Annotated in this window: 24 protein-coding genes; 13 read left to right on the forward strand and 11 right to left on the reverse strand. The window is 68.4% G+C overall.

Annotation, left to right across the window (positions count from 1 at the left end):
• Positions 1–3: 3 nt before the first annotated feature.
• From OXI49_07575 to OXI49_07585, 3 genes are read right to left on the reverse strand one after another with little or no spacing between them, the layout of a single operon-like run.
• Positions 4–1,962, reverse strand: a complete 1,959-nt coding sequence (locus tag OXI49_07575) for a PQQ-binding-like beta-propeller repeat protein (protein ID MDE2690362.1) — start codon at positions 1,960–1,962, stop codon at positions 4–6.
• 5 nt (positions 1,963–1,967) lie between these two features.
• Positions 1,968–2,765 carry an enoyl-CoA hydratase/isomerase gene (locus tag OXI49_07580; protein MDE2690363.1) on the reverse strand — a complete coding sequence of 266 codons (798 nt, stop codon included), beginning with the start codon at positions 2,763–2,765 and terminating at the stop codon, positions 1,968–1,970.
• A gap of 26 nt (positions 2,766–2,791) precedes the next feature.
• Positions 2,792–3,211, reverse strand: a complete 420-nt coding sequence (locus OXI49_07585) for a DUF1801 domain-containing protein (protein MDE2690364.1) — start codon at positions 3,209–3,211, stop codon at positions 2,792–2,794.
• Positions 3,212–3,378: 167 nt separating this feature from the next.
• Between OXI49_07585 and trkA the strand changes: the two genes are divergently transcribed.
• Entirely contained in the window at positions 3,379–4,749 is a 1,371-nt protein-coding gene (gene trkA, locus OXI49_07590; GenBank protein MDE2690365.1) for a Trk system potassium transporter TrkA, read from the forward strand.
• A 47-nt stretch (positions 4,750–4,796) separates the two neighbouring features.
• A complete protein-coding gene (locus tag OXI49_07595; protein ID MDE2690366.1) occupies positions 4,797–5,546 on the forward strand; it encodes a hypothetical protein in 750 nt (249 codons plus the stop codon).
• Between the two features lie 31 nt (positions 5,547–5,577).
• Here OXI49_07595 and OXI49_07600 read toward each other — a convergent pair whose 3' ends face one another.
• Both OXI49_07600 and OXI49_07605 read right to left on the reverse strand, forming a co-directional pair.
• The gene (locus OXI49_07600; protein MDE2690367.1) at positions 5,578–6,807 is read right to left on the reverse strand and encodes an acyl-CoA dehydrogenase family protein; all 1,230 of its coding nucleotides are present in this window, start codon (positions 6,805–6,807) and stop codon (positions 5,578–5,580) included.
• Between the two features lie 77 nt (positions 6,808–6,884).
• Positions 6,885–8,093: a CaiB/BaiF CoA-transferase family protein gene (locus tag OXI49_07605; protein MDE2690368.1), complete on the reverse strand. Its 1,209-nt coding sequence runs from the start codon at positions 8,091–8,093 to the stop codon at positions 6,885–6,887.
• A 155-nt stretch (positions 8,094–8,248) separates the two neighbouring features.
• Here OXI49_07605 and OXI49_07610 point away from each other — a divergent pair, with 155 nt between their 5' ends.
• The 10 genes from OXI49_07610 to cobA all read left to right on the forward strand — a co-directional run bounded on the left by OXI49_07610 (position 8,249) and on the right by cobA (position 17,521).
• Positions 8,249–8,593, forward strand: coding sequence for a hypothetical protein (locus OXI49_07610; GenBank protein MDE2690369.1), 345 nt, complete (start codon positions 8,249–8,251; stop codon positions 8,591–8,593).
• Positions 8,594–8,597: 4 nt separating this feature from the next.
• Entirely contained in the window at positions 8,598–9,764 is a 1,167-nt protein-coding gene (locus OXI49_07615; protein MDE2690370.1) for an acyl-CoA dehydrogenase family protein, read from the forward strand.
• A gap of 7 nt (positions 9,765–9,771) precedes the next feature.
• Positions 9,772–10,962, forward strand: a complete 1,191-nt coding sequence (locus OXI49_07620; protein MDE2690371.1) for a CoA transferase — start codon at positions 9,772–9,774, stop codon at positions 10,960–10,962.
• On the forward strand, positions 10,959–12,125 hold the full coding sequence (locus OXI49_07625) for a mandelate racemase/muconate lactonizing enzyme family protein (protein ID MDE2690372.1): 1,167 nt from the start codon (positions 10,959–10,961) through the stop codon (positions 12,123–12,125). Before OXI49_07620 ends, OXI49_07625 begins: the two co-directional genes overlap by 4 nt.
• A 76-nt stretch (positions 12,126–12,201) precedes the next feature.
• Entirely contained in the window at positions 12,202–12,726 is a 525-nt protein-coding gene (locus tag OXI49_07630) for a CoA-binding protein (protein ID MDE2690373.1), read from the forward strand.
• A 34-nt stretch (positions 12,727–12,760) separates the two neighbouring features.
• The gene (locus OXI49_07635; protein MDE2690374.1) at positions 12,761–14,077 is read left to right on the forward strand and encodes an aminotransferase class I/II-fold pyridoxal phosphate-dependent enzyme; all 1,317 of its coding nucleotides are present in this window, start codon (positions 12,761–12,763) and stop codon (positions 14,075–14,077) included.
• A gap of 21 nt (positions 14,078–14,098) precedes the next feature.
• Entirely contained in the window at positions 14,099–15,256 is a 1,158-nt protein-coding gene (locus tag OXI49_07640; GenBank protein ID MDE2690375.1) for an aminotransferase class V-fold PLP-dependent enzyme, read from the forward strand.
• Between the two features lie 50 nt (positions 15,257–15,306).
• Positions 15,307–16,113 (forward strand): phosphoadenylyl-sulfate reductase, encoded by an 807-nt coding sequence (locus OXI49_07645; GenBank protein ID MDE2690376.1) that lies wholly within the window; start codon positions 15,307–15,309, stop codon positions 16,111–16,113.
• Positions 16,110–16,781, forward strand: coding sequence for a bifunctional precorrin-2 dehydrogenase/sirohydrochlorin ferrochelatase (locus OXI49_07650; GenBank protein MDE2690377.1), 672 nt, complete (start codon positions 16,110–16,112; stop codon positions 16,779–16,781). Before OXI49_07645 ends, OXI49_07650 begins: the two co-directional genes overlap by 4 nt.
• Positions 16,778–17,521 carry a uroporphyrinogen-III C-methyltransferase gene (gene cobA, locus OXI49_07655; GenBank protein MDE2690378.1) on the forward strand — a complete coding sequence of 248 codons (744 nt, stop codon included), beginning with the start codon at positions 16,778–16,780 and terminating at the stop codon, positions 17,519–17,521. Before OXI49_07650 ends, cobA begins: the two co-directional genes overlap by 4 nt.
• Here the strand turns inward: cobA and OXI49_07660 are convergent.
• Genes OXI49_07660 through OXI49_07685 form a run of 6 tightly spaced genes read right to left on the reverse strand, consistent with a single transcriptional unit; the run spans position 17,466 to position 25,063 of the window.
• On the reverse strand, positions 17,466–18,485 hold the full coding sequence (locus tag OXI49_07660; GenBank protein ID MDE2690379.1) for a TRAP transporter substrate-binding protein: 1,020 nt from the start codon (positions 18,483–18,485) through the stop codon (positions 17,466–17,468). The genes cobA and OXI49_07660 overlap by 56 nt on opposite strands.
• 1 nt (position 18,486) lies before the next feature.
• Complete coding sequence (locus tag OXI49_07665) at positions 18,487–20,274, reverse strand: hypothetical protein (protein MDE2690380.1); 1,788 nt, start codon at positions 20,272–20,274, stop codon at positions 18,487–18,489.
• Positions 20,271–21,578, reverse strand: coding sequence for a TRAP transporter large permease (locus tag OXI49_07670; GenBank protein ID MDE2690381.1), 1,308 nt, complete (start codon positions 21,576–21,578; stop codon positions 20,271–20,273). The genes OXI49_07665 and OXI49_07670 overlap by 4 nt, the downstream gene beginning before the upstream one ends.
• Positions 21,575–22,114 carry a TRAP transporter small permease subunit gene (locus OXI49_07675; protein MDE2690382.1) on the reverse strand — a complete coding sequence of 180 codons (540 nt, stop codon included), beginning with the start codon at positions 22,112–22,114 and terminating at the stop codon, positions 21,575–21,577. The genes OXI49_07670 and OXI49_07675 overlap by 4 nt, the downstream gene beginning before the upstream one ends.
• A 37-nt stretch (positions 22,115–22,151) precedes the next feature.
• Positions 22,152–22,790, reverse strand: coding sequence for a DsbA family protein (locus OXI49_07680; GenBank protein ID MDE2690383.1), 639 nt, complete (start codon positions 22,788–22,790; stop codon positions 22,152–22,154).
• Positions 22,791–22,825: 35 nt separating this feature from the next.
• Positions 22,826–25,063 (reverse strand): DUF5916 domain-containing protein, encoded by a 2,238-nt coding sequence (locus OXI49_07685; protein ID MDE2690384.1) that lies wholly within the window; start codon positions 25,061–25,063, stop codon positions 22,826–22,828.
• Between the two features lie 138 nt (positions 25,064–25,201).
• On the opposite strand from OXI49_07685, the gene OXI49_07690 reads away from it, so the two are divergent.
• A complete protein-coding gene (locus OXI49_07690; protein MDE2690385.1) occupies positions 25,202–26,203 on the forward strand; it encodes an alpha/beta fold hydrolase in 1,002 nt (333 codons plus the stop codon).
• Positions 26,204–26,206 lie beyond the last annotated feature (3 nt).

Raw genomic sequence — 26,206 nt, forward strand, 5'->3', positions numbered from 1 at the left:
CGCCTAACCTGCCGGCAGCGCGTAGGCGACCAGGGAGTGCTCCCGGCCGCGGTTGCCGACGGGCACGACGATGAACTGGCGACCGCCGACGACGTAGGTCATCGGGCCGCCTCCCGGGGTGTCGGGCAGCTCGGTGCGCCAGACCTCCTCGCCGGTCGCCTTGTCGAAGGCGTAGAGGAAACCGGTCGACGGCCCGCGGCGGCCCAGGCCGGCGTTCTCCTCCTGATACGTGCCGCGCACCCGCTCGCTGGTGACGACGAAGACGAGCGTGGCGGTCGCCATCGGCCAGCCCGGCGTGAGGCCGGCGAGGGGCCAGGCGCCGAGCGGTCCCAGATCGAGGTCCGCGATCGCCGGATGATCGCGGGGACCGTCGCCGACAGGCGCCTGCCAGACGATCTCGCCCCGGTTCAGGTCGATCGCGGTGAGCCGGCTCCAGGGAGGCTTGACGAGCGGCAGACCTTCCGGGCCGGCGGGAAACGTGAACGCCGGCAGGTAGTCGCGGTCGGAGGGCTGGCGCGCCGTCGGCGGGATGAGCGCCATCGTGCCCAGGCGCGTCTGCGACGGGACGAACAGGACGCCGCTGTGCGGATCGACGGCGGCGCCGCCCCAGTTCGCGCCGCCCGCCTGGCCGGGCAACTGAGCCATCACCCTCCGGCCCTCGCCGGCCAGGGTGGGCGGCGTGAACATCGGACCGCCGAGGAGCGTCTCGCGGTAGATCTCGAGCGCCTTTGCGTTGAGTTCCGGTGTGAAGTCGATCAGGTCGCTTTCGCGGACGCCCTGGCGGTCGAAGGGCGGCGGCTTCGTGGGGAAAGGCTGCATGCTCGCGGTCCATTCGCCGGGGACCAGGCTCTCGGGGACCTTGCGTTCCTCGATCGGCCACACCGGCTCGCCGGTCTTCCGGTCGAAGACGTAGGTGAAGGCCTGCTTGCTGACCTGAGCCACCGCCTCGATCAACTCACCGTCGACTTCGATGTCGAGCAGGATCGGCGCGCACGGAAAGTCGTAGTCCCACAGGCCGTGCCGGACCGCCTGGAAGTGCCACTTCTTTTCGCCGGTCGCCGTGTCGATGGCGACCAGGCTCTCGGCGTAGAGGTTGTCGCCGTGGCGGTGGCCTCCGTAGTAGTCGCTGGTCGGCGTGCTGGTGCCGAAGTAGACCCAGCCCGTCTCTTCGTCGCAGCTCATCCACGACCACACGTTGGTGTTGCCCGAGTAGCGCCATGACTCGTCGTGCCAGGTCTCGGCGCCGGGCTCGTCGCCCTGGGGCACGGTATGGAAGACCCACTTCTTCTGGCCGGTGCGGATGTCGTAGCCGCGGATGTGGCCGGCCGGCATCTCCTGGGTCAGGGCGAAGTCCATGATCGTCATGCCCATGAGGACGGTGTCGCCGCAGACGATGCCGGGCGAGTTCGCACCGGTGTCGCGCATCTGGTCGGGCCTTCCGATGTCGCCGCGCATGTCGACCATTCCCGCTTCGCCAAACTCGAGGTCGGGTTTACCCGTCTTCGCGTCCAGGGACACGAGTTGGTGGGTGCCGGTGACCAGCACGATCCGCTGCATGCCCCGGTGCTCCCAGAACTCGATGCCGCGCTGGGTGAAGCCGCCGTGGGTTGGAATCCCGCGCTCGTAGGCCTTCGGATCGTAGGTCCAGAGCTCTTCGCCGGTCGTGGGGTCGACCGCGCTCACGAGGTTCATGGCCGACACGGCGTAGAGCGTGTCGTTCACCATCAACGGCGTGCCCTTGAGGTCGCCGGCCAGGGTCTGCGCCTCGACCCGACTGTCGGGTGTCACCCAGCGCCAGGCGACCTCGAGTGCCGCCACGTTCGAGGCGTCGACCTGAGCCGCCGGCGAGTACTTCGTGCTGGCGCGGTCGGCGGCGTAGTGGCGCCACTCGATCGTCTCCTGCGCCGCCAGCGCCGCAGTCGAGAAGGTGAGGGCGGCAACGAGAAGCGGACGAGCGAGCACCGGGATCAGCGACCCTTGAATTCGGCGGGCCGCTTCTCGAGGAAGGCCATCACGCCTTCACGGGAGTCCTCGGTGGCGCCGGCCTCCGCCTGCAGCCTGGCCTCCAGGTCGAGCTGTTGTTCGTAGACGTTCTGCCAAGTCGCCCAGTACGCCTTGCGAATCAGGGCCAGGGAGCGCGGACCATTGGCCAGGCGGTGAGCCAGTTCCGTGGCGCCCTCCAGCAGGGAGTCCTGGTCGTCGTACAGCCGGTTGACCAGGCCCCACTCGAAGGCCTTGTCGGCCGGCAGACGTTCGGCCAGCATCGAGAGTTCGACCGCGCGGCCCCAGCCGATCAGGCGGGGCAGCATGAACGTGGCGCCGCCGTCGGGGACCAGGCCGATGCGCGCGAAGGCCTGGAGGAAGAACGCCTGCTTCGAGGCGCAGACCATGTCACCGAGCAGCGCGAAGCTCATGCCGACGCCGGCCGCCGCCCCATGGACCGCGGTGACAATGGGCATGTCCAGGTCGCGGAGGGAGAGCAGGAGAGGGTGGTAGTTGTTGCGCAGGTTCTCGCGGGCGGTCGGGTTCACCGCCCCCTCTTCCTGGTCGCCGCGGCCGGAGAGGTTGGCGCCGGAACAGAAGGCGCGGCCCGCGCCGGTGAGGAGAAGGGCGCGCACGCCGCTCTCCGGGTCGCGGATGCGCAGCACGGCGTCGCCGAGTTCGGCGATCATCCGGGCGTCCGTGGCGTTCAGGACTTCCGGGTGGTTGAGGGTGATCGTGGCGAGATTGCCGTCCCGTTCGAGCAGGATCCGTTCGTAGTTCATTCGCCTTCTCGTTAGCTCCGTGTACTTCACTCCGGGTACATCTCGCGCATCGCGTCGAGAGAACTGCGGATGAGCTGCTCCAGGACGTCCATGTCGACATCGGCGAGCTTGTTGACGTAGAGGCAGGACTTGCCCGTGCGATGCTTGCCGAGTCGCGACAGCAGGTCGTCGTAGTTCGAGAACCCGGGCATGACGTAGAGCGTCAGGCTCTGTTTGCGCGGCGAGAAGCCAATGCGCGGCCAGTCACCCTCACGGCCGCTCGCGTACCTGTAGTGGTAGCTGCCGAAGCCGACGATGGAGGAACCCCACATCGTCGGTTCTTCGCCGGTGATTCGCTTCATCATCTCAAGGACGACGAAGCTGTCCTCGCGGCGCCGCTCGTTCTCGACGCCGGTCAGGAATCCCTCGACGCTCGCGTCGTTCTTCTTCGTCTTCAGTTCGGCCATCTCGTTCGGCCCGGCGGCGCGGACGGAAGCGGCTACCGTAGCAGACAGGAACGCGTCGGCCGATACGGCAACACGCTGCTGTCATCCGTGCGCTCGATGACTCGCGCTCGGAGTGTTTCGCGTGTGGCGCGAGACGCGCCACACGGGTTGACTATGCTCCACGGGCGGTGAGTGCGAACGGCCACTTCTGCGTGATGGGGATCGGCGACATGGGTTTCCATATCGCCGAGGCCTTCGGTCGGGAGGGGCGGAGCCTCACCCTGATCGACCTCGACCCGGGCATGAGCGAGCGGATCGAGGAGGAACTCGACGCGGCGTTCGTGGTCGGCAACGGCGCCCACCAGGCCATTCTGGAGCGGGCGAACGTCGATCGGGCGGAGCTCTTCATCGCCGCGTCCTCCTCGGAGGAGGCGAACCTGGTGGCGTCGGTGATCGCCCGCAACCTCGGCGCCAAGCGCTGCGTCGTGCGGCTCGACACGTCCGAGGACTTGACCGTCTACCGCCGCTCCTACGAGCGGCTGTTCGGGGCCGATCTCCTCCTCTCGCCCCAGAGCCTGGCGACGAACGCGATCCTCAACATCGTGCTCGGCCACCATACGCACGAGGTCGACTACCTGGCCCGGGGCCGGTTCGAGTTGCGCACGATCCAGGTCCAGATCGGCAGCACGGTTGCCCGCCTTCCGCTCAGCGAGCTGCCGTTGCCCGAGGACGCGCGCATCGTCGGGTACTTCGATGGAGAGCACGAACTGTCGATCCCGGGGCCGGACCTGCGCGCGTCGCCCGGTGATCTGGCCATGGTGCTCTGTCGCACCCAGTCGACCCACGAGGTGGAGGAGCTCTTCGCCTCACGGATCGAGCATCCCCGCACCGTGGCAATCGCCGGCGGCAGCCCGGCTGCTGTAGCGGTGGTCAAGGCGCTGCGGAACGAGGTCAAGCGCATTCGCTGGATCGAGCGTGACCGGCGCCGCGCCGAGTTCTTCGCGCAGTCCTTTCCCGATGTCGAAGTGTTGCACGGCGATCCGATCGACGCCGCGACGATGGAAAGCGAGGGCCTCGGGCGGGCGGAGGTGCTGATTGCCGCCACCAGTCACGACGACAGCAACGTCGTGGCCGGTCTCATTGCGCAGGAGCTCGGCGTGCGCCGGGTCGTGGCGCTCATTCACCACACGACCAGCCGGCTCTGGAAGCGGGTCGGCGAGGTGGAACTCGTTTCGCCGCACTCGCTGGCGATCGACCACGTTCGCAACTTCGTCGCCAACGGCTACAAGGCAAACCTCGTCACTCTCGCCGACGGCGCCGTGCAGGTCGTTCAACGCGTGATCCACGAGGCGAGTCCGGCGGCCGGCGCCACCCTGGCCGACCTGCAGGCCCCCCGCGGCCTGATCGTCGGCGCGGTCGTACGCGGCGACCGCGTGTTCATGCCCGAGCGCAGCAACATGCTCCGCCCCGACGACCAGGTCATCCTCTTCGTCCACCGCTCCCAGACCCAGATGGCCCGGCTGCTGTTTCCGGGCAGTGAGAGCGAGGTCGCGAGCTGATTCCCGAGCGCTAAGCTAGGGGAAAGAACGACAGAGGGGGCATCGCCATGACAGACGCGCGGTCGAATCGTCCGTTCCTGATGGTTTCGGTGCAGTATGGAGCGACCGCGCTGGTGGCTGTCCTGGTGTCTCTGGCGACGGGGGAGCCCGCGGAGGCTCAGCGGGGTGGCGCACCGTCGGTGGACCTCGGCGGGGAGTGGATCCTGAACGAGGAGCTGAGCGACGACCCGCGGCAGGCGATGCGGCGGATGAGGATTGCGCGTGGAGCCCCTGGTGACGGTGGCTTCAGCGGCCGTGGCGGCAATGTCGGCCGTGGCGGCGGCGGTCGTCGCGGCGGCGGTAGTGCCGTTGGAGGCGGTGCCGGGGGCGCGGGTCGTGGAGGCGCCGGCGGCGCCGGAGCCGGAGGGGCCGGCGGCCAGGGTGGCCTCGGTCCTGGCGGGCCCGGTGGCGGTCAGGGAGGGCCGCCCGGGATCGGTCGTGGCGCCAGCGTTGGTGCGGACGCGCTCAGCATCCGGATGCTGGATGGCGGCGTTCAGATCGCGGACTCCCGGGGAGTGGCCCTCGTTCTGAAAACGGATCGCGAGTGGTACGAGGTCGGTGAGCGGCGGGAGATCCAGGCCTTCTGGAAGAAGGCGAAGCTGGTGACCCGGAACCGGGGACGTGGCGAGGCGCTCTTCATCCAGGAGTACAGCATCAACAAGAAGGGCCAGCTCGTCGTCCTGAACCAGATCCAGTTCGGCGGCGACGGAGGCACCGCCTCCTACAAGCGGTTCTACGACCGCAAGGAGAGCGGCTAGGAGGCTGAGCCGCGACCGTCCCTGAGGGGCGTCAGTTCGAGCCGGTCGGAATGTCGCTGAACGCCCGGTCGCGGTCAACCCGGATCTCGCCGGGCAACGTGAGGACGCGTTCGGCGATGATGTTGCGCAGGATCTCGTCCGTGCCGGCGGCGATCCGCATGCCGGGAGACGCCAGGTAGGCGTAGTGGAACAGGCCGGCCGAGGGGGCGTTCTCGCGTCCGCTGACGGCGCCGGCGGTATCCAGCAGGTCGGCCGCGAAGGACGCGATGTCCTGGCGGGCGCTGGCGGTGATCACCTTGCAGATCGAGTTCTCCGGCCCCGGCTGCTTGCCCCGCGAAATGGCGGTCAAAGTGCGCATGAAGGTCAGCTCGACGCCGCGGCACTGGACGTACCAGTCGGCGATGCGCTCGCGCACGGAACTCTGGGTCGCCGCCGGTGCACCGTCGATCTCGAGTTCCGAGGCGAGGCGGAGGGCGTCACTCCAGTCGGGTGTCATGTTGTAGCGGCCGTGGCGCTCGTTCATCAGCGTCGTGATCGCCACCTGCCAGCCGGCGCCGACTTCGCCGAGCCGGTTGTGGTCGGGGATGCGGACGTTCTGCAGGAAGACCTCGTTGAACTCGGAGGTGCCCGGGATCTGCCGGATCGGCCGTGGGTCGATGCCCGGTGACTTCATATCGACGACGAAGAAGGTCAGGCCCTTGTGCTTGGGCACGCTGGGGTCGTGCCGCGTGACGAGGATCCCCCAGTCGGCGTAGTGGGCGCCCGAGTTCCAGACCTTCTGGCCGTTGACCACCCACTCGTCGCCGTCGCGCTCGGCCCGAGTGCGCAGGCCGGCCAGGTCGGAGCCGGCGCCGGGCTCGGAGAAGAGCTGGCACCAGACCTCTTCGCCGCTGGCCAGCTTGGGCAGGTAGCGGCGCTTCTGCTCGTCCGTGCCGTGGGCCATGATCGCCGGCGCGCACGTGCCGTGGCCAATGCCGAGGAAGCCGTCGGGGACATCGAATCTCGCTTCTTCCTGCGCCCAGATCACGCCCTCCATGAAGGTCGCGCCGCGGCCGCCGTGTTCCTTCGGCCAGGTGATGCAGGCCCAGCCGTCGTCGTACTTCTTCTGCTGCCACTCCTTGGACGCGGCCAGGCCTTCCTGCTCGGGCAGGCCGTCGAACTGCGACGTTGCGCCCGCGGGAAGGGGTTCGGCGTTCGCTTCGAGCCAGGCGCGTGCTTCGGCGCGGAAGGCGGCTTCCTGCGGTGAGTCCTGAAAGTCCATGGATCGTCTCCTGGGCTGAGGGCCGTTTGGTTCGGGAAGGGAGATTGTAGTCGCGTTCTCGGCGGGCGGCGAATCGTTCAGAGCCGGCCCCAGATGACGCCGTCCTCGGCCAGGTTCTCGATCTCCGAGGCGTCGAGTCCGAGTTCGCGCAGGAGGTCGCCGGTGTGCTCGCCGAGTTCCGGCGCCGGTTGGGGCTGTACCTTGTCCTCGCCCTCGATGAGGACCGGACTGTCCACCGTGCGCAGACGCCCGTACTCGGGATGGTCGAGGTCGCGGAACATGCCGATGGCCTCCAATTGCTCGTCGGCGACGATGTCGTCCAGATTCGAGACGAGGCTGTAGGCAATCTCGTAGCGGGTGAAGCGTTCGCTCCACTCGGAGAAGTCCCGCCTTGCGAAGTCCGCATCCAGCAGGGCGATGAACTCGGGCATGTTCTCGATCCGCTCCGGGGTGGTGCAGAAGCGCTCGTCCGAGATGAGGTCACGGCGGTCGAGGGCGAGGCAGAAGTGCTCCCATTCCCGGTCCTGCTCGATGATGCTCAGCTTGATCAGCCGGTCGTCCCGGGTGCGGTAGTAGAGCTGGCCGAAGTTCAGCGTCCGTTCACGCGGACGCTTCTCGTGGAACTCCGCTCCGACCAGCTTGGCCTGGATGGCGCAGGCATTCGCCCAGGCGCCGGCCGCGAGCAGCGAGGTGGTGACGTAGGAACCGATACCGGTGCGTTCCCGCTTGAGCAGGCCGGCGAGCACGGCCGAGAAGAGCGTGACGCCCGTGGGATGGTCGCCGGTGCCGCAGCCGAGCGGCCCCAAATGGCCGTCGACCGGCGTGAACGTCGCGACGAGCCCGGAGCGGGTCCAGTAGCAGACCTGGTCGTAGCCGGGCTTCTCGGCCTCGGGTCCCGTGTGGCCGTAGCCGGTGCCGTGGGCGAAGATGAGCCGCGGGTTGACTTCGCGCAGGCGGTCCCAGGTCATGCTCAGGTCCTCGAGCACGGAGTTGTGGCAGTTGGTCAGGAACACGTCAGCCGTCTCGATGAGCCGGTGGGCCAGCCCCTGGCCGCTCTTCTGCTTGAGGTCGATGACGACGCTCTTCTTGTTCCGGCCGTCGAGCAGGAAGCAGTACGGGATCTCCGAGTCCGGCATGCCGGGCAGATCCTGGAAGTAGCGGTAGAGGTCACCCCGGCCCGGCGCCTCGATCTTGATCACTTCGGCCCCGAAGTCCGAGAGCATGGCGCAGGCCGAGGGCGCCATGACGATTGTTGCGAGTTCGACTACGCGGATTCCGTCCAGCAACGCTGCACCGGTCTCGGAGCCGGAAGGCGCGGTGTCGGCAGCGCCGAGGTCGAGAGGAAGAAACTGGTCAGACAGAGCGGCGGCGATTGTGACATAGCGCATGGAGACGCTGAAGTGCGGGATACGATCCCGCGGATGTTCGCGTCGGAGCCAGCATGACCGGTGTCCGGCTGGCCAAGCCCTGGCTGGACCTGGACGGGGCCGCGATCGCCGCTCTGCCAGGTCAGCTGGGCGTCTACGAGATCGCCGACGCGCAGGGCGGCACTCTCGAACTCGGTTTCGCGGGAGGTCGCTCCCGTTTCGGCCTGCGCAGCGCGATCGCCGACGCGGCGGCGAAACACGAGACGGCGGCCCGGTTTCGCTACGAGGTGACGATGCAGTACTGGAGCCGCTTCGAGGAGTTGCTCGCTGTGTACCTCGCCGATCATGGCGAGTTGCCGCCCGGGAACGCGGACCGGGGTGATCGGCGAGTGGGCCGCATCGCTGCCGCAGGGGGCTGAGTCCATGGATTTCCAACTCAGTCCCGAACAGAAGCTGATCCTGGAGACCGTGCGCCGCTTCGTGCGCGAAGAGATCGTGCCGCTCGAGGCGGATCTCGACCCGGACGCGAGCGAACTGCCGCCGCATCACCGTGAGCGGCTGGTGGCGATGACGAAGCAACTCGGCTTCTACGGCCTGGACATCCCGGAGGAGTACGGCGGGCCCGGCATCGACCTCGTGACCAGGACGTTGATGGCGTTCGAGATGGCCCAGCACCGGGCCGGTCTCTACGCGCCCTGCTACGGCGTCTTCGGCGGCGCTGGGCTGGCGCAGTTGTACGAGGCGGACGACGGCCAGAAGGAGCGCTACCTCTATCCCGTGCTGCGAGGGGAGAAGCGGGGATTCTTCGCCCTGACCGAGCCATCCGGCGGCAGCGATCCGGCCCGCGCCATCCGCACGACTGCGGTCCGCGACGGCGACGACTGGATCCTCGACGGCGAGAAGACGTTCATCAGCGGCGCCGACAAGGCGGACTTCGGCATCGTCTTCGCGCGCACCGACCCGGAACTCGGCCGCAAGGGCATCACCTGCTTCCTCGTCGACACGGACATGCCGGGTTTTCGGGTCCGACGCATCGTTCACACCCTGCGCTCCACCCACTACGCGGCCGAACTCGAGTTCAACCGGGTGCGGGTGCCCGGCCGCAACGTGCTCGGCGAGGTGAACCAGGGCTTCGCGATAGCCAACGACCGTCTGAGCCGCAACCGGATCCCCTACGCGGCCGGCTGCGTCGGCGTCGCGCTCAAGGCGCAGGAGATGGCGATCGCCTACGCCAAGACACGCAAGACCTTCGGCGACTACCTGTCCACGCGCCAGGCGGTGCAGTGGATGATCGTCGACAACGAGATCGACCTGCGCACGGCCCGGGCGCTGACCCTGGAGGCCGCGGCGCGGGCCGATGCCGGCAAGCCGTTCCGGACCGAGGCGGCGATCTGCAAGCTGGTGGCCAGCGAGGGCGCCAGCCGCGTGGTCGACCGGGCGATGCAGATCCACGGTGGTTACGGCATGACGAAGGACCTGCCGCTCGAGCGCTGGTACCGGGAACTCCGGATCCGCCGCGTGGGTGAAGGCCCGAACGAGATCCAGCGGCTGATCGTCGCCCGCGACGTGATCGGCGGGTCGTTTCACTGAGGCCGGCGTGACCGAAGGCGAACTCCCTCCGACCAGGCCGCTGGCCGGGGTCCGCGTCCTCGACCTCGGGCAGGTCTACCAGGGTCCTTACGCCGGCTACCTGCTGGCCCAGGCGGGGGCGGACGTGGTCAAGGTGGAGCCGCCGGGCGGGGAGCCGCTGCGGCGCCGTGAGGCTGATGGCGGGCCGCCGTCCTTTCCGCTCGCCTTTCTGAACACGAACAAGCGGTCCCTGGCCTGCGATCTGAAGGACGAGGAGGGGAGGCAACTGCTGCTTCGGTTGGCCGGGGTCGCGGACGTGCTGATCGAGAACTTCGCGCCGGGTGTGATGGATCGCCTGGGCGTCGGCTGGAAGGTGCTACGGGAGTTGAACCCGCGGCTGATCTACGCATCGGGCACCGCCTACGGCCTGAGCGGCCCGGACTCCGAGCGGCTCGGGATGGATCTCACGGTCCAGGCCTGGTCCGGGGTGATGAGCATTACCGGCGAGGCGGGCGGCGGACCGCTCAAGGCCGGCCCGGCCCTCATCGACTTCCTGGGCGGGACGCACCTGTACGGGGGGATCGTCAGCGCGCTCTACGAACGGGAAGGCACAGGGACCGGACGCCTGGTCGAGGTGGCGATGCAGGAGGCGGCGTATCCGACCCTGCTCACCCAGCTCGCGCTGATGCACCACGAGGGGAAGCTGCCCGGACGGACCGGCAACCGGCACGGCCGTGTGTCGCCCTGCGGCGTGTATCCGTGCCGTGACGGCCATGTCGCGATCATCTGCATCACCGAGCGGCACTGGCGGAACCTGCTGCGGGCGATGGGACGGGAGGACCTGGTCGGTGATTCCCGGTTCCGGAACAACGAGGCTCGTGTCTCTCGTCGGGACGAGACGGAAGCTCTGGTCGCGGCATGGACCACCGGCCTTTCCCGTGCGGAGATCAACGAGGCGGTGCGGTCCCGACGGGTGCCGTGCGCGCCCGTTCGCGACCTGTCCGAGGTCAACGCGGACCCGCACCTCTGGGAACGCGGCTACTTCGAATCGGTCGATCATTCGGCTCTCGGCGAGATTGGCTTGCCGACAAGCGCCATCCGTTTCGACGCACGACCGTCCGGTCCGCTCGAGCCGATTCCTGCCCTTGGCGAGAACACGGACGAAGTAATCGGTGAGTGGCTGGGTGCCGTCCCGGCCTGGGAGGGGAGCGACGCATGAAGGTCAGGAGCATCGAGACGCGGCATTGCGACGCCGGTTGGCGAAACTACCACTTCGTCAAGCTGACGACGGAGGACGGCGTCGTCGGCTGGAGCGAGTACGACGAGCACCAGGGCGCGGTCGGCGTCACCACGGTCATCGAGCAGCTCGCGGATCGCGTTGTCGGTTCCCGGGTTCGGGATGTCGAGCGGATCTATCAGCGGCTCCTGGTCCGCGCCCGGCAGTCGATGTCCGGGGTCATGGCGATGGGCATCGGAGCGATCGAGAACGCGGTGCTTGACGCCTGGGCGAAGGAACTCGGCGTCCCCTGCTGCGACCTCCTGGGTGGCCGCGTGCGGGACCGGGTGCCGGTGTACTGGTCGCACTGCGGAACCTGGCGGATCGGTTTGCCCCAGTACTACGGGAACGCGATCACCGACATCGACGGCGTGACCGCCCTCGGCGCCGAAGTCCGCGAACGGGGATTCAGGGCGCTCAAGACGAACATCTTCGACTACTCGAGCGGCGCGCCGCGCGGTTGGGCGCCCGGCTTCGGGCGGCCGTTCGAACCGGGTCAGAACGTCGAGCGCCGGACGATTCGGGAGCTTCGCCGTCACCTTGAAGCGCTGCGCGAGGGCGCCGGTCCCGACATGGGCATCCTGCTTGACCTGAACTTCAACGCGAAGATCTCGGGCTACCGGCAGATCGTGCGGGCACTCGCGGACCTCGACCTCTTCTGGATCGAGATCGACACGTCGTCGGCGGAGGGGCTGGCGACCGTCCGTCAGGAGAGCGCGCATCCGATCAGCTCCTGCGAGACCCTGATCACGCCTGCTGCCTTCCTGCCGTTCCTGCGCGCCGAGGCGGTCGACGTTGCGATCATCGACGCGGTCTGGAACGGCGTCTGGCAGTCGATGAAGATCGCCGCCCTGGCAGGGGCCCACGAGGTCAACGTGGCGCCGCACAACTACTACGGCCACCTTGCGACGATGATGAACGCCCACATGAGCGCGGCGGTGCCGAACCTCCGGATCATGGAAACGGACATCGACCGCCTGCCCTGGGACGGCGAGGTGTTTACCCACGAGCCCGAGTTCGAGGACGGTTGCCTGATCGTGCCGGACCGGCCGGGCTGGGGCACCGAACCGGACGAGGATGGCCTCGCGGTCCATCCGCCGAAGTAAGGAGACCTCAGCGCTTTGTGCCGTCCCACTGCGCGCGCCGGCGCCTTCGGCGACTACCGCCGTTAACATCCGTGCCGTGGCCACCGACCTTTCCTACAGCGACGCCCTGATCGCCGGCATCCTCCGCCGGGTGAGCACGATCGCGATGGTGGGCGCCTCGCCGAACTGGAAGCGTCCCTCGAACTTCGCGATGAAGTACTTGCAGGAGAAGGGCTTCCGGGTGATCCCGGTGAATCCGCGGGCGGCGGCTGGAGGGGTTTCGATCCTGGGCGAGAAGGCCTGCTCCTCCCTCGCGGACGTGCCTGCCCCGGTCGAGATGGTCGACGTTTTCCGGGCATCCGAGGCCGCGCTCGAGATAACGCGCGAAGCAATCCGGCTGCGGGAGGAGAAACGGATCGAGGTGGTCTGGATGCAGCTCGGCGTGCGCAACGACGAGGCCGCGGCCGAGGCGGAAGCCGCAGGGCTCACCGTGATCATGAACCGCTGCCCGAAGATCGAGTACGGCCGTTTGTGGGGCGAGCTGGGCTGGGGCGGGTTCGACAGCCGCGTGATCAGCAGCCGCTGGCCACGTCCGGCGAACGGCGGCGGACGCGCGGGGTGACGAGCGGGCGCGGGGCGGCGTACACTCCGCCGTCATGAGCGAAGACGAGACCCAGACCCCAGAGCACGGCCCCGGCCCCGACTGGGGATTCGAGACCCGAATGATCCATGCGGGCGCCGGCCCGGATCCAACTTCGGGGGCACGCCAGACCCCGATTCACCAGACCTCGGCCTATGCATTCCACGACGCGGACCATGCGGCGTCGCTGTTCAACCTACAGACCTTCGGCTTCATCTACTCCCGTCTCGGCAATCCGACCGTCGCCACGCTGGAAGAACGCATCGCCAGCCTGGAGGGCGGCCGCGGCGCGACCTGCGCCGCCTCGGGACACGCCGCCCAGGTCCTGGCCTTCTTCCCGCTGATCGAGGCCGGCGAACGGTTCGCGGCATCGACCCGGCTCTACGGCGGTTCGGTCACGCAGTTCAGCCGGACGTTCCCGAAGTTCGACTGGCGCTGCGACTTCGTCGACACGGAGGACCTGTCCGCGGTCGAGGCGGTCCTGGCCAAGGGCGCCAAGGCTCTGTTCGTGGAGAGCCTGGCGAACCCGGGCGGCGTGGTCACCGACCTGGAGGCCCTGGCCGGCCTGACCCGAGCCGCGGGCGCCCTGCTGATCGTCGACAACACGCTCGCAACCCCTTGGCTCTGCAGGCCCTTCGAGTGGGGCGCCGATCTGATCGTCCACTCGGCGACGAAGTTCCTCTCCGGCAACGGCACGGTGATCGGCGGCGCCGTGGTGGACAGCGGTCGGTTCGACTGGTCGGCGTCGGGACGTTTTCCGGGCCTCTCGGAGCCGGAGCCGGCCTATCACGGCCTGAAGTTCAGCGAGACGTTCGGCGACCTCGCCTTCACGGTCCATTCGCACGCGGTCGGCCTCCGAGACCTTGGCGCTTCCATGGCGCCGATGAACGCCTTTCTCACGTTGCTAGGCACGGAGACGCTCGCCCTGCGCATGGAACGCCACTGCCGGAACGCCCAGGCGGTCGCCGAGTGGCTGACGGAGCATCCGAAGGTCGAGTGGGTGTCTCATGCCGGCCTGCCGACCAGTCCGTACCGCGAGCTGGCGGAGAAGTACCTGCCGAACGGAGCGGGCGCCGTGTTCACCTTCGGCGTGCGGGGCGGCTACGAGGCGGGCGTCAATGTCGTCGAGAAATGCGAGCTGTTCTCGCACCTGGCGAACATCGGCGATGCCCGTTCGTTGATCATCCATCCGGCGTCGACGACGCATCGGCAACTCACGGATGAACAGCGCGCGGCCGCCGGCGCCGGTCCGGAGGTCGTGCGGCTCTCGATCGGTCTGGAGACGGTGGACGACCTCGTCCGGGATCTGGACCACGCCCTGGCCGCGGCGTAGGGCCGTCCGGATCGCCTCCCCGTGCTCTCCTGCCAGCGCTACCGCTTCCAGTTACCGCCTCACCTTCACTACCTGAACTGCGCCTATATGGCGCCGCTCGCTCGCGAGGTCGAGGAGGCGGGCCTGCGGGGAATGACGCGCCGGCGGGACCCGTCCAAGATCGCGGCGGAGGATTTCTTCGTCGAGACGGATGCACTGCGGGAGCGGTTCGCACGGTTGATCGGGAGCTCCGATCCGCAGCGGGTGGCGATCATCCCGGCGGTGTCCTACGGCATCGCTACGGCCGCCCGTAATGTGCCGGTCGAGAGTGGCCAGAACATCGTCATCCTCGGCGACCAGTTTCCGAGCAACGTCTACGTCTGGATGCGGAAGGCGCGGGAGAACGGCGCGGAGCTCCGGGTCGTCGAACGATCCGCCAGGGGCAGACCCAGCCCGGGCGCATCGTGGAACCGTCGATTGCTCCGGGCGGTCGACCGGAAGACCGCGGTGGTGGCAACGCCGGTCGTCCACTGGGCGGACGGCACCCGCTTCGACGTCACGGCGATCGGGCGGCGCGCCCGCGCGGTGGGAGCCGCCTTCGTGATCGACGGCACGCAGTCGATCGGGTCGCTGCCGTTCGACGTGGAGAAGGTGGCGCCCGACGCGCTCGTCGTCGCCGCCTACAAGACCCTGTTCGGCCCGTATCAGAGCGGCCTGGCCTGGTTCGGCGAGCGCTTCGACGAGGGAGTGCCACTGGAGGAGCCGTGGGCGGCGCGTGAGGGCAGCGACCGCTTCGTCGCGGGCCGGATCGAGTACGTCGAGTCCTACCGGCCGGGCGCCCTGCGCTACGACGTCGGTGAGCGGAGCAACCAGATTCAGGTGCCGATGCTGAACGCCGCGCTCGACATGGTGCTCGAGTGGGAGCCGCAACGTGTTCAGGAGTACTGCGAGAGCCTGCTCGAACCGTACGAGGATGTCTTCCGCGAGGCGGGTTTCGAACTGGAGGACCGAGCCTGGCGCGCCGCCCACCTTTTTGGTCTCCGCAGCGTTCGGGGCCTCGACGCCGAGAAGACGGCGGCGACGCTGCGGCGTGCCGGCATCTTCGTCTCCGTTCGGGGCGAGGCGATCCGCGTGGCGCCGCAGGTCTACAACGACCGCGCGGACCTGGACGCGTTGGCGACGACGCTGCGGTCCCTCTGACCTCAGGTCTCATTGCAACCCTGAGACATTTGTGATCGTATTTGTCACAAATGAGCGTGCAGACGAGCCAGGACGGCGTGATCCGGGATGGTCAGGCCGGCGCCGTTCTGGAGTTCCCGGGCCCCGCTGCCGACGGCGATCTTTGCGTCCTCGGCTGGGCGATGGAGTTGGAGCTCGCGACACCCGAGCAGGTGCTGCGCTGGGCCCACGGCCGCTGGGGAAGGGAACTGACCCTGGCGACCTCCTTCCAGGCGGAAGGCATGGTGCTCCTCCACATGTGTCACCAGCTCGGTCTGCCGGTCCGGATCGTGACGCTCGACACGGGCCGCCTCCCGGAGGAGACCTTCCGGCACATCGAACACGTCCGGCTGCACTACGGCATGGACGTGGAGATCCTGGCGCCGCGAGCGTCGGAGGTCGCGCGTCTCGTCAAGCGAGACGGGCCGAATCTCTTCTACGCCTCGGTGGACGGACGGCAGCGCTGTTGCAAGGTGCGCAAGGTCGAGCCGATGCGGCGGGCGCTGGCTCGCACGCCGGCCTGGTTGAGCGGACTGCGCCGCGACCAGACCCCGACTCGTGATGTTCTGAACAAGGTGGAGGTCGATCGGGTGACCCGGACCAGGGGGCGGCTGGTGAAGGTCTGTCCGTTGCTCGACTGGACCGAGGACCAGGTCTGGACCTACATCCACGAGGAGGGGGTGCCGTACCACCCGCTCTACGACCGGGGCTACCGGACGATCGGCTGCGCGCCATGTACCCGTCCATCGCGACCCGGTGAAGGCGCCCGCGGCGGCCGCTGGTGGTGGGAGTCCCACACCGGCAAGGAATGCGGTCTCCACGTCCTGCAGCCGCGTTGAGCGGCGACCCTCGACCGCCCGCCTACTACCCGGTCTACCTCTCGCTCGTCGAGCGCCTGGTCGTCGTCAAGGGCGGCGGTTCGGTGGCGGAACGGAAGGTCGCCGGCCTGCTGCGCTGCGGAGCGCGGGTGCGTGTCGTCGCCTCCGAGCTCACGCGGGAGCTTGAGGAGCGGGCTCTTGGGGGAGAGATCGAGCACGTGGCCCGGCCGTACCGGCCAGGAGATCTCGAAGGTGCGGCACTGGCCCTGGCCGAGCCCGGCGAGCCGGCGTCGGACAGGGCGTTTTTCGCGGAGGCGGATCGGCGCGCCATCTTCGCCAACGTCGAGGACGACCTCGAGCATTGCAGCTTCATCATGCCGGCTCTCGTGCGACGCGGCGATCTGGTCGTCGCGATCTCGACCTCCGGACGCGCCCCGGCGCTGGCGGTGCGCCTTCGGGAGCGGCTGGAGCGGGAGCTGGGTCCCGAGTACGGGGCGCTGCTTGAGCTTGCCGGACGGCTGCGCGCGCCGGTCGCGAGCACGGTGCCGGAGTTCGAGGAGCGGCGCCGGCGCTGGTACGAACTGGTCGACTCGGAGGTCCTGCACCTGCTCCGCGAGGGCAGGGCCGCCGAAGCCCGCGAGCGGGCGGAGCAGATCATGGGCGTGTCCGCCGAGGAGCCGGGCGGATGAGCGGCTCGGGACGGGTCACGCTGATCGGCGCCGGGCCCGGCGACCCGGACCTGATCACGGTCCTGGGCTTGAAGCGGCTGCGTGCTGCCGATGTCGTGCTGCACGACCGGCTTGCGGCCCCGGAGCTCCTCTCCGAGGCGAAGGCGGACGCCGAGATCGTCGACGTCGGCAAGCGCCCCGGCGACGACGTCCGGGCCCGGCAGCGCCGGATCGAGAAGCTGATGATCGAACGGGCGCTCGCCGGCGCTCACGTGGTCCGGCTCAAGGGAGGCGATCCGATTGTCTTCGGCCGCGGCGGCGAGGAGATGGAAGCGTGCGCCGCCGCCGGCGTGCCGTGCGAGGTCGTCCCCGGCGTGAGCAGCGTCGTGGCCGCACCGGCTGTTGCCGGCATCCCGTTGACGCACCGCGGTGTTTCCCTGGGCTTCGCGGTCGTCTCGGCCCGGAACGCCGAAGGCGGCGAACCGGACTGGGCCGGTCTGTCGGGCGCGGACACCGTCGTCGTCCTGATGCCGGCGCGCCGCCTGGAGCGCATCGGCCGCGGCCTGATCGCCGCCGGACGCCGTCCTGCCACGCCGGTGGCGATCGTCGAGCAGGCTACGACGACCGGACAGAGAACGGTGCGCTGCACCCTTGAGACGTTGGCGGCTGGAGACTTCGTAGGCCGGATCAAGCCTCCCTGCGTGGTCATCGTCGGCGAGGTGGCGGCTCCCGGGTCTCGGTTCCACCGAACAGACGGATGACCTCGCCAACCGTCATGTCGCCCACCTGGCGGGCGAGGCCTGCTTCACGCGCGGAGGCGATGGCCCGCTCGAACCGGCGCTTCTCGCTTTCCGGCAGATCGATGATCTCGACGCCGGCCTCCTCAGCCAGGCGCATCCCCTCGGCACCGGCGCGCTCGTACGCGACGGCTCCGGCCATGGACAGGGAGACATCCGCGGCTTCGTCGACCCAACCCTGTGCCTCGGGAGAAAGGCCGTCGTACACCCCCTGGTTCATCAGCAGAACGAACGGCAGCCCGGACGCGGGGAGCCAGGTGGTCAGGTAGCCAGCCGGCTCGTGAAGCTGGAAGGTGACGATCCCCGAGGGGGAAATGGCGACGCCGTCGATGACTCCGGTCGCCAGGCTCTGGTGGACGACCGTACCGGGCTGCATGACGGCGCTGGCGCCAAGCGCTTCGATGAACGGGATGGCGCTCCGCGTCGAAACCCGGATCTTGAGCCCGCGCATGTCTTCGAGCCTCCGTACCGGGGCATTGCGGGTGAGCAGGACCGGGGCGGCGTTGGACCAGAGCCCCAGAACCCGGGCCTGGTACTCCGGCTCCAGAACCGACCGGGCGCGTAGCATGGCCTCGGTGCAGTCCCTCGTCGTCTTGCAGATGCCTGGATAGGCGATCAGGTCGGTCTTCGGAAAGACGTCGGCAGTGTAGGCGGGGATGGCGAGGGCGATATCGGCCACGCCGCCAAGCAGAATCGAGTACTGCGCCGGCGCCGACGAGTTGAGAGCGCCGGCGGGGAACTGCCTGACGGTCAGCTTGTTCCCCGAGAGTTCTTCGAGTTCTTGCGAGAACGGCGTGAACACGGCTTCGTTTAATGGGTGATCCGCTGCCAGAAAGTGCGCCAGCGACAGTTCCCGGGTGTCGGAGGCCGGCCGGCAGGCGCAGGCGAGCACCAGTCCGAGGGCGAGGATCCGGCCGAGCTTCGACATCTCAGGATCCACGCCGGGCGGTGGCGGCAACGCGGAGAGTCAGGATGTCCGTGTCGTGGAACTGCTGGTGTCGAACCGAGGACGCGAGGTGTCTGAGCAGTCGAAGGGAGACCTCCTGCTCGACCCGGGCCGCCCTGGTCTGTTCGTCCAGGGACGTCAGGCGGTCCTGGAGATTGAGTTCGTCGGCGCTTGCCGCGCCGACCTTGAACTCCAGCACGGCCTCTCCGTCCTCTTCGCGGGCCAGGAGAAGCAGTTCGGGTCTTCCGCCGTCGGGGCCGTCCTCCGCCCCTTCGTTCTCCACGCGCGACTGCAGAAGCGTGAGCAGCGTCTCTTCGGTCGCGGCTTCGAGTCTCTCGACGACGGCCTCCAGGCCGTTGCGGGCGGCGAACGCCTGAATGAACTCCCTGATCCGCGGCAGTTCAGCGGTGTCGAGCTTGCCCCTGAGCTGGCTCTTCCGCCGTATCGTCAGCGCCGCGAGTAGGAGCGCCAGCAGGCCTCCCGTCGTCAGCCCGCTGCTCAAGAGGCCACCCGCGAACTCGGCGAAGTAGTCGGGGAAGATCATGTCGAACTCGAACGCGACACCCGTCCAGAACGAGACGGCCGCGATCAGGCCGTTGCGAGGGTTCGACCCCATGCTGGTGGCGACTTCACGCACGCCGACCGTGAACAGCGTCGCCATGACCACGGCAACGGAAGCGGCGACGACCGCGGCGGGGATCGCAAGAATGAGAGCGAGCGCCTTCGGGAGGAAGGCCAGGACGACGAAGACCAACCCGGCCGCGACCGCAACCCTCCGCGCCGCGACGCCGGTGATCTCCACCGCGGACACGGTGCCCGCGTTCAGGGTATTGGGGATCGTGCCCGCCAGCCCCGCCAGCAGGCTCCCGGCGCCTTCCGCGGCCACAGCCCGCTGCACGGCCCGAAAGTCGACCGCGCGGGCCCGGCGCCACGCCACGCGCTGGGCGGCGACCGCGACGGCGACCGATTTGGTCGAGCCGACCAGCGTCACGAACAGGAACGCGGGAAGGAGGGCCCAAAAGGCGGCGCCGAAATCGAGGTCCAGTCCGTGCGGCCGGCCGCGGGGAATGCCGATCCAGGCGGCATCGGCCACGCGTCCGGCGTCGTAGATTCCGAGAAACGCGCCGGTCAGGGCGCCGGTGACGATACCGGCCGCGGGGGCCCAGAGGCGCGCGGCCCCCTTCCCCTTGAGAGCGATCCCCAGGAAGGTGCAGATCATGACGCCGGCGCTCAGCGGCCCGGCGTACGCGGGGGCTCCGGGCGGCAGCTCGTTCAGCATGCGAAAGAGAATCGGCATCACGCTGACGGGAAGGAGCATGACGACCGTCCCCGTGACGACCGGCGTAAGAACCCGGTGCAGCAGGGCGAGCCGCGCCGAAAGGACGATCTGAGCGAGGGCCGAGACAACGACCAGGGTTGCCAGCAGCCCCGGTCCGCCCTGGATCAGGGCCTCCGCGCAGACGGCGACGAAGATCGCCGAGCTGACGTGCGGCAGGGCGTAGCCTGCCCCAAACCGTCTCACCCTCAGAGCCTGGATGATCGTGGCGGCGCCGCATGCCAGGACGGAGGCGAATACCGCCCAGAGCACCAGATCCTCGGCGCCGCCGGCACGAAAAGCGATCGTCGGCAGGAGCACCATCCCGTTCAGGCCGAGGGCGGCGAGCTGCAGGCCGAGCCCCAGTGCGAGCGGCCGGGGAATCCGGTCGTCGACTTCGTAGAGCAGTGCCTCGTCGGAGCTAGACCGCGAGCCTTTCGCCTGGTTTGCGTTCATCCGTACATGGCGTCGGGCAGCAACGTGGCGATGCGAGGAAGGAGCGCGATCAGAACCATCGCTGCGAGGAGGGCGAGCCAGAACGGAACGATGCCGCGAAACATGGTACGCATCGGCACGTCGGGCGCCACGCCCTTCACGACGAAGATGTTCAGCCCGACCGGAGGCGAGATCAGGCCCATCTCGAGTGCGATGACGATCATCACACCGAACCAGATCATGTCGACACCCAGCGACTCGAGAATCGGCTGCACGAGAGGAACGGTCAGCACCAGCATCGCGAATCCGTCGAGAAAGGTGCCGAGAACGATGAACATGATCAGTACCAGCATGACGACCTGAGCGCCCGAGAACCCCTGTTCGCCGACCCACTCGGATGCAACGAAGGCGATGCCGGTGAAGCCCAGGAAGATCTTGAACACGAAGGCGCCGAACAGCACCAGGAAGGCGGTGCCGCTCGCCTTCAGGGTGGCGTTCGCCACCTCGATCACCGTCTTCCGGTTCAACGTACGCCGCACGCAGGCCGCGACCAGCGCCAGCAATGCTCCCACTCCGGCCGCTTCGATCGCGGAGAAGATGCCGGCGTAGATGCCGCCGATGGTCACTACGACGATGCCCAGGATCCACGACGCGTTCGCCGTGGCCCTTAGCCGTTCCCGCCACGGAACGGCTGCCGCAGCGTGTGGTGCCTTGTCCGGGTCTCGCTTGACGACGATCCAGATGGCAAGAACGAAGAGAAGTGTGAGCAGCATCCCGGGTATCACTCCGGCCATGAACAGGCGCCCGATGCTCTCCTCGGTGATGATCCCGTAGATCACCAGTCCTGCCGACGGCGGGATCAGAATGCCCAGCGTTCCGCCCGCGGCGATGGCGCCGGTAGCCAGGGAGTCGTCGTACCTGAACCGCCGCATCTCGGGAAGCGACACGCGGCCCATCGTCAGCGCGGCGGCCAGCGACGAGCCCGAGAGGGCTGAGAATCCGGCGCATGCGACGATCGAGGCGGAAGCGAGGCTGCCCCGGAAACGGCCTAGCCAGCTGTGGGCGGCTCGATACAGGTCCTGACTCATCCTGGAGACCAGGGCCAGATTGCCCATCAGCATGAACAGGGGCAGGATCGTGAGCGAATAGCGTGAAGAGACCGCGAATATCTCCCCAGCCACCACCGGTACGACGGCGCCGGGCCGAATCATGGCGATCCCGGCCGCGCCCACGATCAGCATCGCCAGCCCCACGGGCACGCGGATCAGGAGCAGAGCGAGAAGCGCGAGAAAGCCCAGCAGGGCGATGCCGGTTCCGGCAGTCATTCGACCGGCTCGTTCGGGTCTTCAGCGTTCCAGACCGCTAATCCCAGGAGCAATTGGGACGCGAGCAGGAAGCCGTAGGCGGCCAGCGACGCGCCGAGCGCGTAGTAGAACGGCGTATGCGAGATCGAGAGGCTGCCGGTCACGTCGCCGCAAGGCAGGCCGCAACTGCCGTGAACGAACAGGGCGTAGGCGGCCATCGCCGTCACGGCGAGGCCCAGAAGCCGTGCGACCGCGTCCGTGACCCTGGTGACCCGCCGGGCCGCGAAGCGCGCGATCAGGTTCACGCAGACGTGCGCGCCCTCGCCCGCGCCGTAGGCGATCGCGGCCGCCACCACGACGGCGAGCGACATGGTCGAGACATCTTCGATCCAGGGCAGCGAGTCGTTCAGGAGATAGCGCCAGAGGACTTCGGCCACCGTGATTCCCAGCAGCGTTGCGAGGGCGATGCCGCCCACGATGGCGAACGCGGCGGGCGGACGGCGGCAGTGGGACTCGAACCGCGCGAGGCGCGCCCGGTGCTGCTCGAAGAGGGGCAAGGCTCCCTATTGAAGCACACGCGCCGGGCGGTTCCAGCTACGTGGGATACACCGGCGCCAACGGATCCGCCGCGAGGTCGGACACCTCCCCGCCTTCCGAGCGCGCCACCTCGCGCAGTAGCCAGTCCAGACGGTCGTTGCCCCAGAAGCGCTCGCCGCGGTAGATGAAGAGCGGAACGCCGAAAGCGCCGTCGTCCCGGGTGTGGGCGAAGCCGGCCATGATCCTGTCCTTCCAGTCGGGATCGTGGGCGACGGCCAGGGCCTCGTCGCCGTCAAGGCCCGCGGCGGCCGCGGCGGCCCGCATGACCTCGTCGCTGGCCAGGTCGAGGCCGCGTCCGAACCGGGCCATGAAGGCCTCGCGTGCGTAGTCGATCGCCTTGCCCTGCTCCCGTGCCCAGACGTAGATCTGGTGCGGCGGGAACCAGTCCGGATCGTCACCGCCTTCGGGCCAGTTCATCGGCAGTCCGTAGGCCTTCGCGATCCGCTCCGCGTCCTGGCGGACGTAGGAAGACTTGGCGCGCCCGGCCGAGAGATTGGCCCCCTTCCCGAAAGGGAAGATCGGCACGGCATCGATCCCGTTCCAGTCGAGCACGCCGGTCGCCGTGATGCGGTGGAAGGCGAACCACGAGAAAGGGGAGCGGAAGGAGAAGTAGACGCGCAGATCGTTCGGGTTCATTGGGGCTCAGCTCCTTTACACAGCGGCGGAAGGGCTCAACGGAAGACGTCGACCAGCCGGCTGTACTTCACGATCACGGTGCGGTCCGGCCGCTCGTAGAGAATCCGCGCGCCGAGTTCGTCGATCTCGTTGTAGACCACGAACAGCCCGGTGTTCGCGTCCTGCAGCCAGGAGAAGCGGAGGTTGGCGGAAACGTTGTCCGACTGGTCGTTGTACTGCGCGAGCGCCTGGACCAGCATTCTCGGCGTGATCGAGTAGGAGAGTCGGAGACGGCCCAGATTGACCTGGAAGCTGCCCGAGTCGATGTCCACGTCGTTGTGGTCCCAGCTCAGTTCCGAGGTCAACCGTTCGCCGCGCCGGGCGAGCAGGGTGAGCTGGGTGGAACTCCGGTCGCCGCCGAAGAAGCCGCCGGCGATGTTGCGGATGTAGACCGAGAACGGCTTCGCCTGGTTCGTCGAGAACACGGTCTGCGTCTCGTGGTGGCTGTATCTGCCCGCCTGGACCGGGAAGCCGTCGACGATCTCGAAGGTCTCCTTGACGCCTTCCACGGTGAAGTTCACGCCGGTGTGGACCTGGATGCCGTTGCGCCATTCCCAGTGGTTGTCGACGTGGAGGTACTCGCTCTCCTGGTAGTCGTCGAAGTCCCAGATGCCGCTGTACGAGACATGGGGCCGAAGTTCGTGAAAGCCGGCCAGGTCCTTCGGGCGAATGGTGCGCATGCCGAACGCGGAGATGTTCCGGAACTCCCGTCGCGACAGGAAGCCGACTTCGGGGTTGAAGTTGGCATGGGCTTCGGCGAAGCTGAGGCTGCCGCGCCACTGAGGCTTGCCGAGGTTGTAGCTCAGGAGCATCGAGCTGTCGTCGCCATCGAGTCCCGGTGTGTCGGTCTGGGCGACGTAGGTCTCGATCGTGTGGTGCTCGCCGATGCCCCACTTGCCGTCGATGGCGTAGGCGCGGTTCGTGTCGTCCTCCGGCGCGAGGCTGCCCACACCCTCGCGGCTGACGAAGATGCCGCCGATGCTGGAGCGTTCGCCCAGTTCCCGGTTGACCCGGGCGACGGCGTAGTCGTTGCCGTGCAGCCCGCCGACCGCGGCGGTCTGCATGTGGAGCAGTCCCACGTTGAAGCGGCCCGCCTTGCCGGAGAGCCGGCCGCCGTAGTCGATCGGGATCAGCTCGCCGCCGGGTCCGATGCCGATGCGCCGGCTGAAGAACAGGTCGACCCGAGCCGATGCGCGGCTCCCGCCCCGTGCTCCGACCGTGAACAGGCCCGCGTTCTCCAGGAAAAACGGCCGCTTCTCGGGGAAGAACAGGTTGAACCGGTCGAGGTTCACCTGCTGCTCGTCGACCTCGACCTGGGCGAAGTCCGTGTTGTAGGTCAGGTCGAGGGTCAGGCTCGGGGTCACGCTGTACTTCAGGTCGACGCCGAGGTCGGAGTCCGACTCGTTGTCGCTGCCGGCGCTGGGCGGCTCGCGGCTCGATCCGATCGCGTAGGGGATCAGCTTCAGGTTGCGCTGCGGCGGGGGCTCGACGCCCCGGAGCGACCCCGCGTCGGTCAGCCGGTCCAGGTCGTGGTTCCGGTCGAGTTCGGACCAAAAGGCGACTTCCCGGTGGCGCGCTATGTTGCGCTGGAAGTTGAGGCCCCAGGTCTGCACTTCCTCCGGCGGATAGCGGAGGGTGCGGAAGGGAATCGCGAACTCGGCGCTCCAGCCGAACTCGCCGACCTCGGTGGCGACGGTCCAGGCGCCGTCCCAGTTCAGGTTGAAGCCGGTGGACAGGGCGCCGCCCCGGAAGCGGCTGTTGCCGCCCATGCCGCTGAACACGCCGGAGCCGCCTTCCACGACCTGGCCGTCGTACTCGATGCCGGCGGGATTCGTGCCGAAGACGAAGCCGTTGCGCCCATCCTGGAACGTGTCGAAGATGACCTGGAAGCTGTCCGTTTCGTCCAGGGACGCATCGCGCCGGCTGTCCGAGATGACGATGTCGTCCGGCGCCCGGTCGTGGCAGACGACGGCGACGAAGAGGGTGTCCTCGGTGAACGCGAAGCGGACCTCCGTTCGCTCGGTGCCCGGTTCGCCGGCGAAAGGCCGCGTCTGCGTCGTGCCGGAGGCGGGCGCGATGCTCTGCCAGACCGGATCGTCGAGGACCCGGCCGTCGAGCTGGGGCGCCTCTCCGATCGCCAGGGCAGTCGCCGCGGGGCGGTCGGTCTGGCCTTCGGACACACCGGCCCCCAGCGACGGGATAGCGACGAGCCACGCCGCGGCAACTCTCTTCACGGAGGCCGACTCTACTCTGAATGGCGACTCAGTTTCTGCTCGCTCCTCGTCAGGCCGGCGAGTGCATGGGCTCCTGTAGCATCGACTTGAGCGAACAGGATCAGACGAACAGGAATCGAGCCGGAGGAGGAATCAGCAGTGAGAAGGAACTTGACGGAGAGAACCGTGTTCAGGCTGGCTCTGGCCGCGGTCGTCGCCGCTCTGGCCGCGGCGCCGGCGCTTGGCGCCGGCGAGCTGATGGACGTCGAGGGCTATCCGACCCTCGTGCGCAAGCCGGTGGAGATCTGGAGCGACGGTACCCGTCTCGCCGGCGATGTCTTCTACCCGAAGGCGACCGCCGAGGGCGAGAAGCTGCCGGCGATCGTGCTTTGCCACGGCTGGGGCGGAACGAAGGCCCACCTGAATCGCGGCATCGCGCCGCGCTTCGCCGCCGCCGGCTACCTGGTGCTGGCCTTCGACTACCGCGGCTGGGGCGAAAGCGATGCCCGCCTCGTCGTCCGCGGCGAGATGCCGAAGCCGGACCAGGACGGCTACGTCACGGTCAGGGCGCAGGCGATCCGGCAGCTCGTCGATCCGCTCGACCAGCAGGAGGACATCGACGCCGCGATCACGTTCGTCGAAGGCGAGCCCCACGCCGATGCGTCCCGGATCGGCATCTGGGGTTCCAGCTTCGGCGGCGGCCACGTCATCTGGCGAGCGGCACACGACCGGCGGGTGAAAGCGGTCGCCGCCCAGGTCGGCGCGATGGACCAGCGCGCTGGACTGGTCACGGCACCGGGCGGTCTCAAGGGGTTCCACCGGACGGCGATCCAGCGCGCTCGCGGCGAGGTCGAGCCGGTGCCGGTCGGCGCCGACCAGCCGGAGGGCCTGACCGGCAGCCCGTACTACGAGCGCTTCGCGAAGTTCTCACCCGTCGAGGACGCGCACCTCATCACCGCGCCCACGATCATCATCGACGCCAAGCAGGAGCACTACTTCGACATCCGCGAGCACGGCCAGCGGGTCTTCAGGATCCTCTCCGGCCGCGTCCCCGTCGAGTACCACGCCTGGGAGATGAGCCACTACGACATCTACAGCGGCGACTGGCTCGACAAGGCGATGGCCGCCGAGATCGACTTCTTCGACCGCCACCTGAAGTAGCGG

This window comes from Acidobacteriota bacterium, assembly GCA_028875725.1.
GTDB lineage: Bacteria > Acidobacteriota > Thermoanaerobaculia > Multivoradales > Multivoraceae > Multivorans.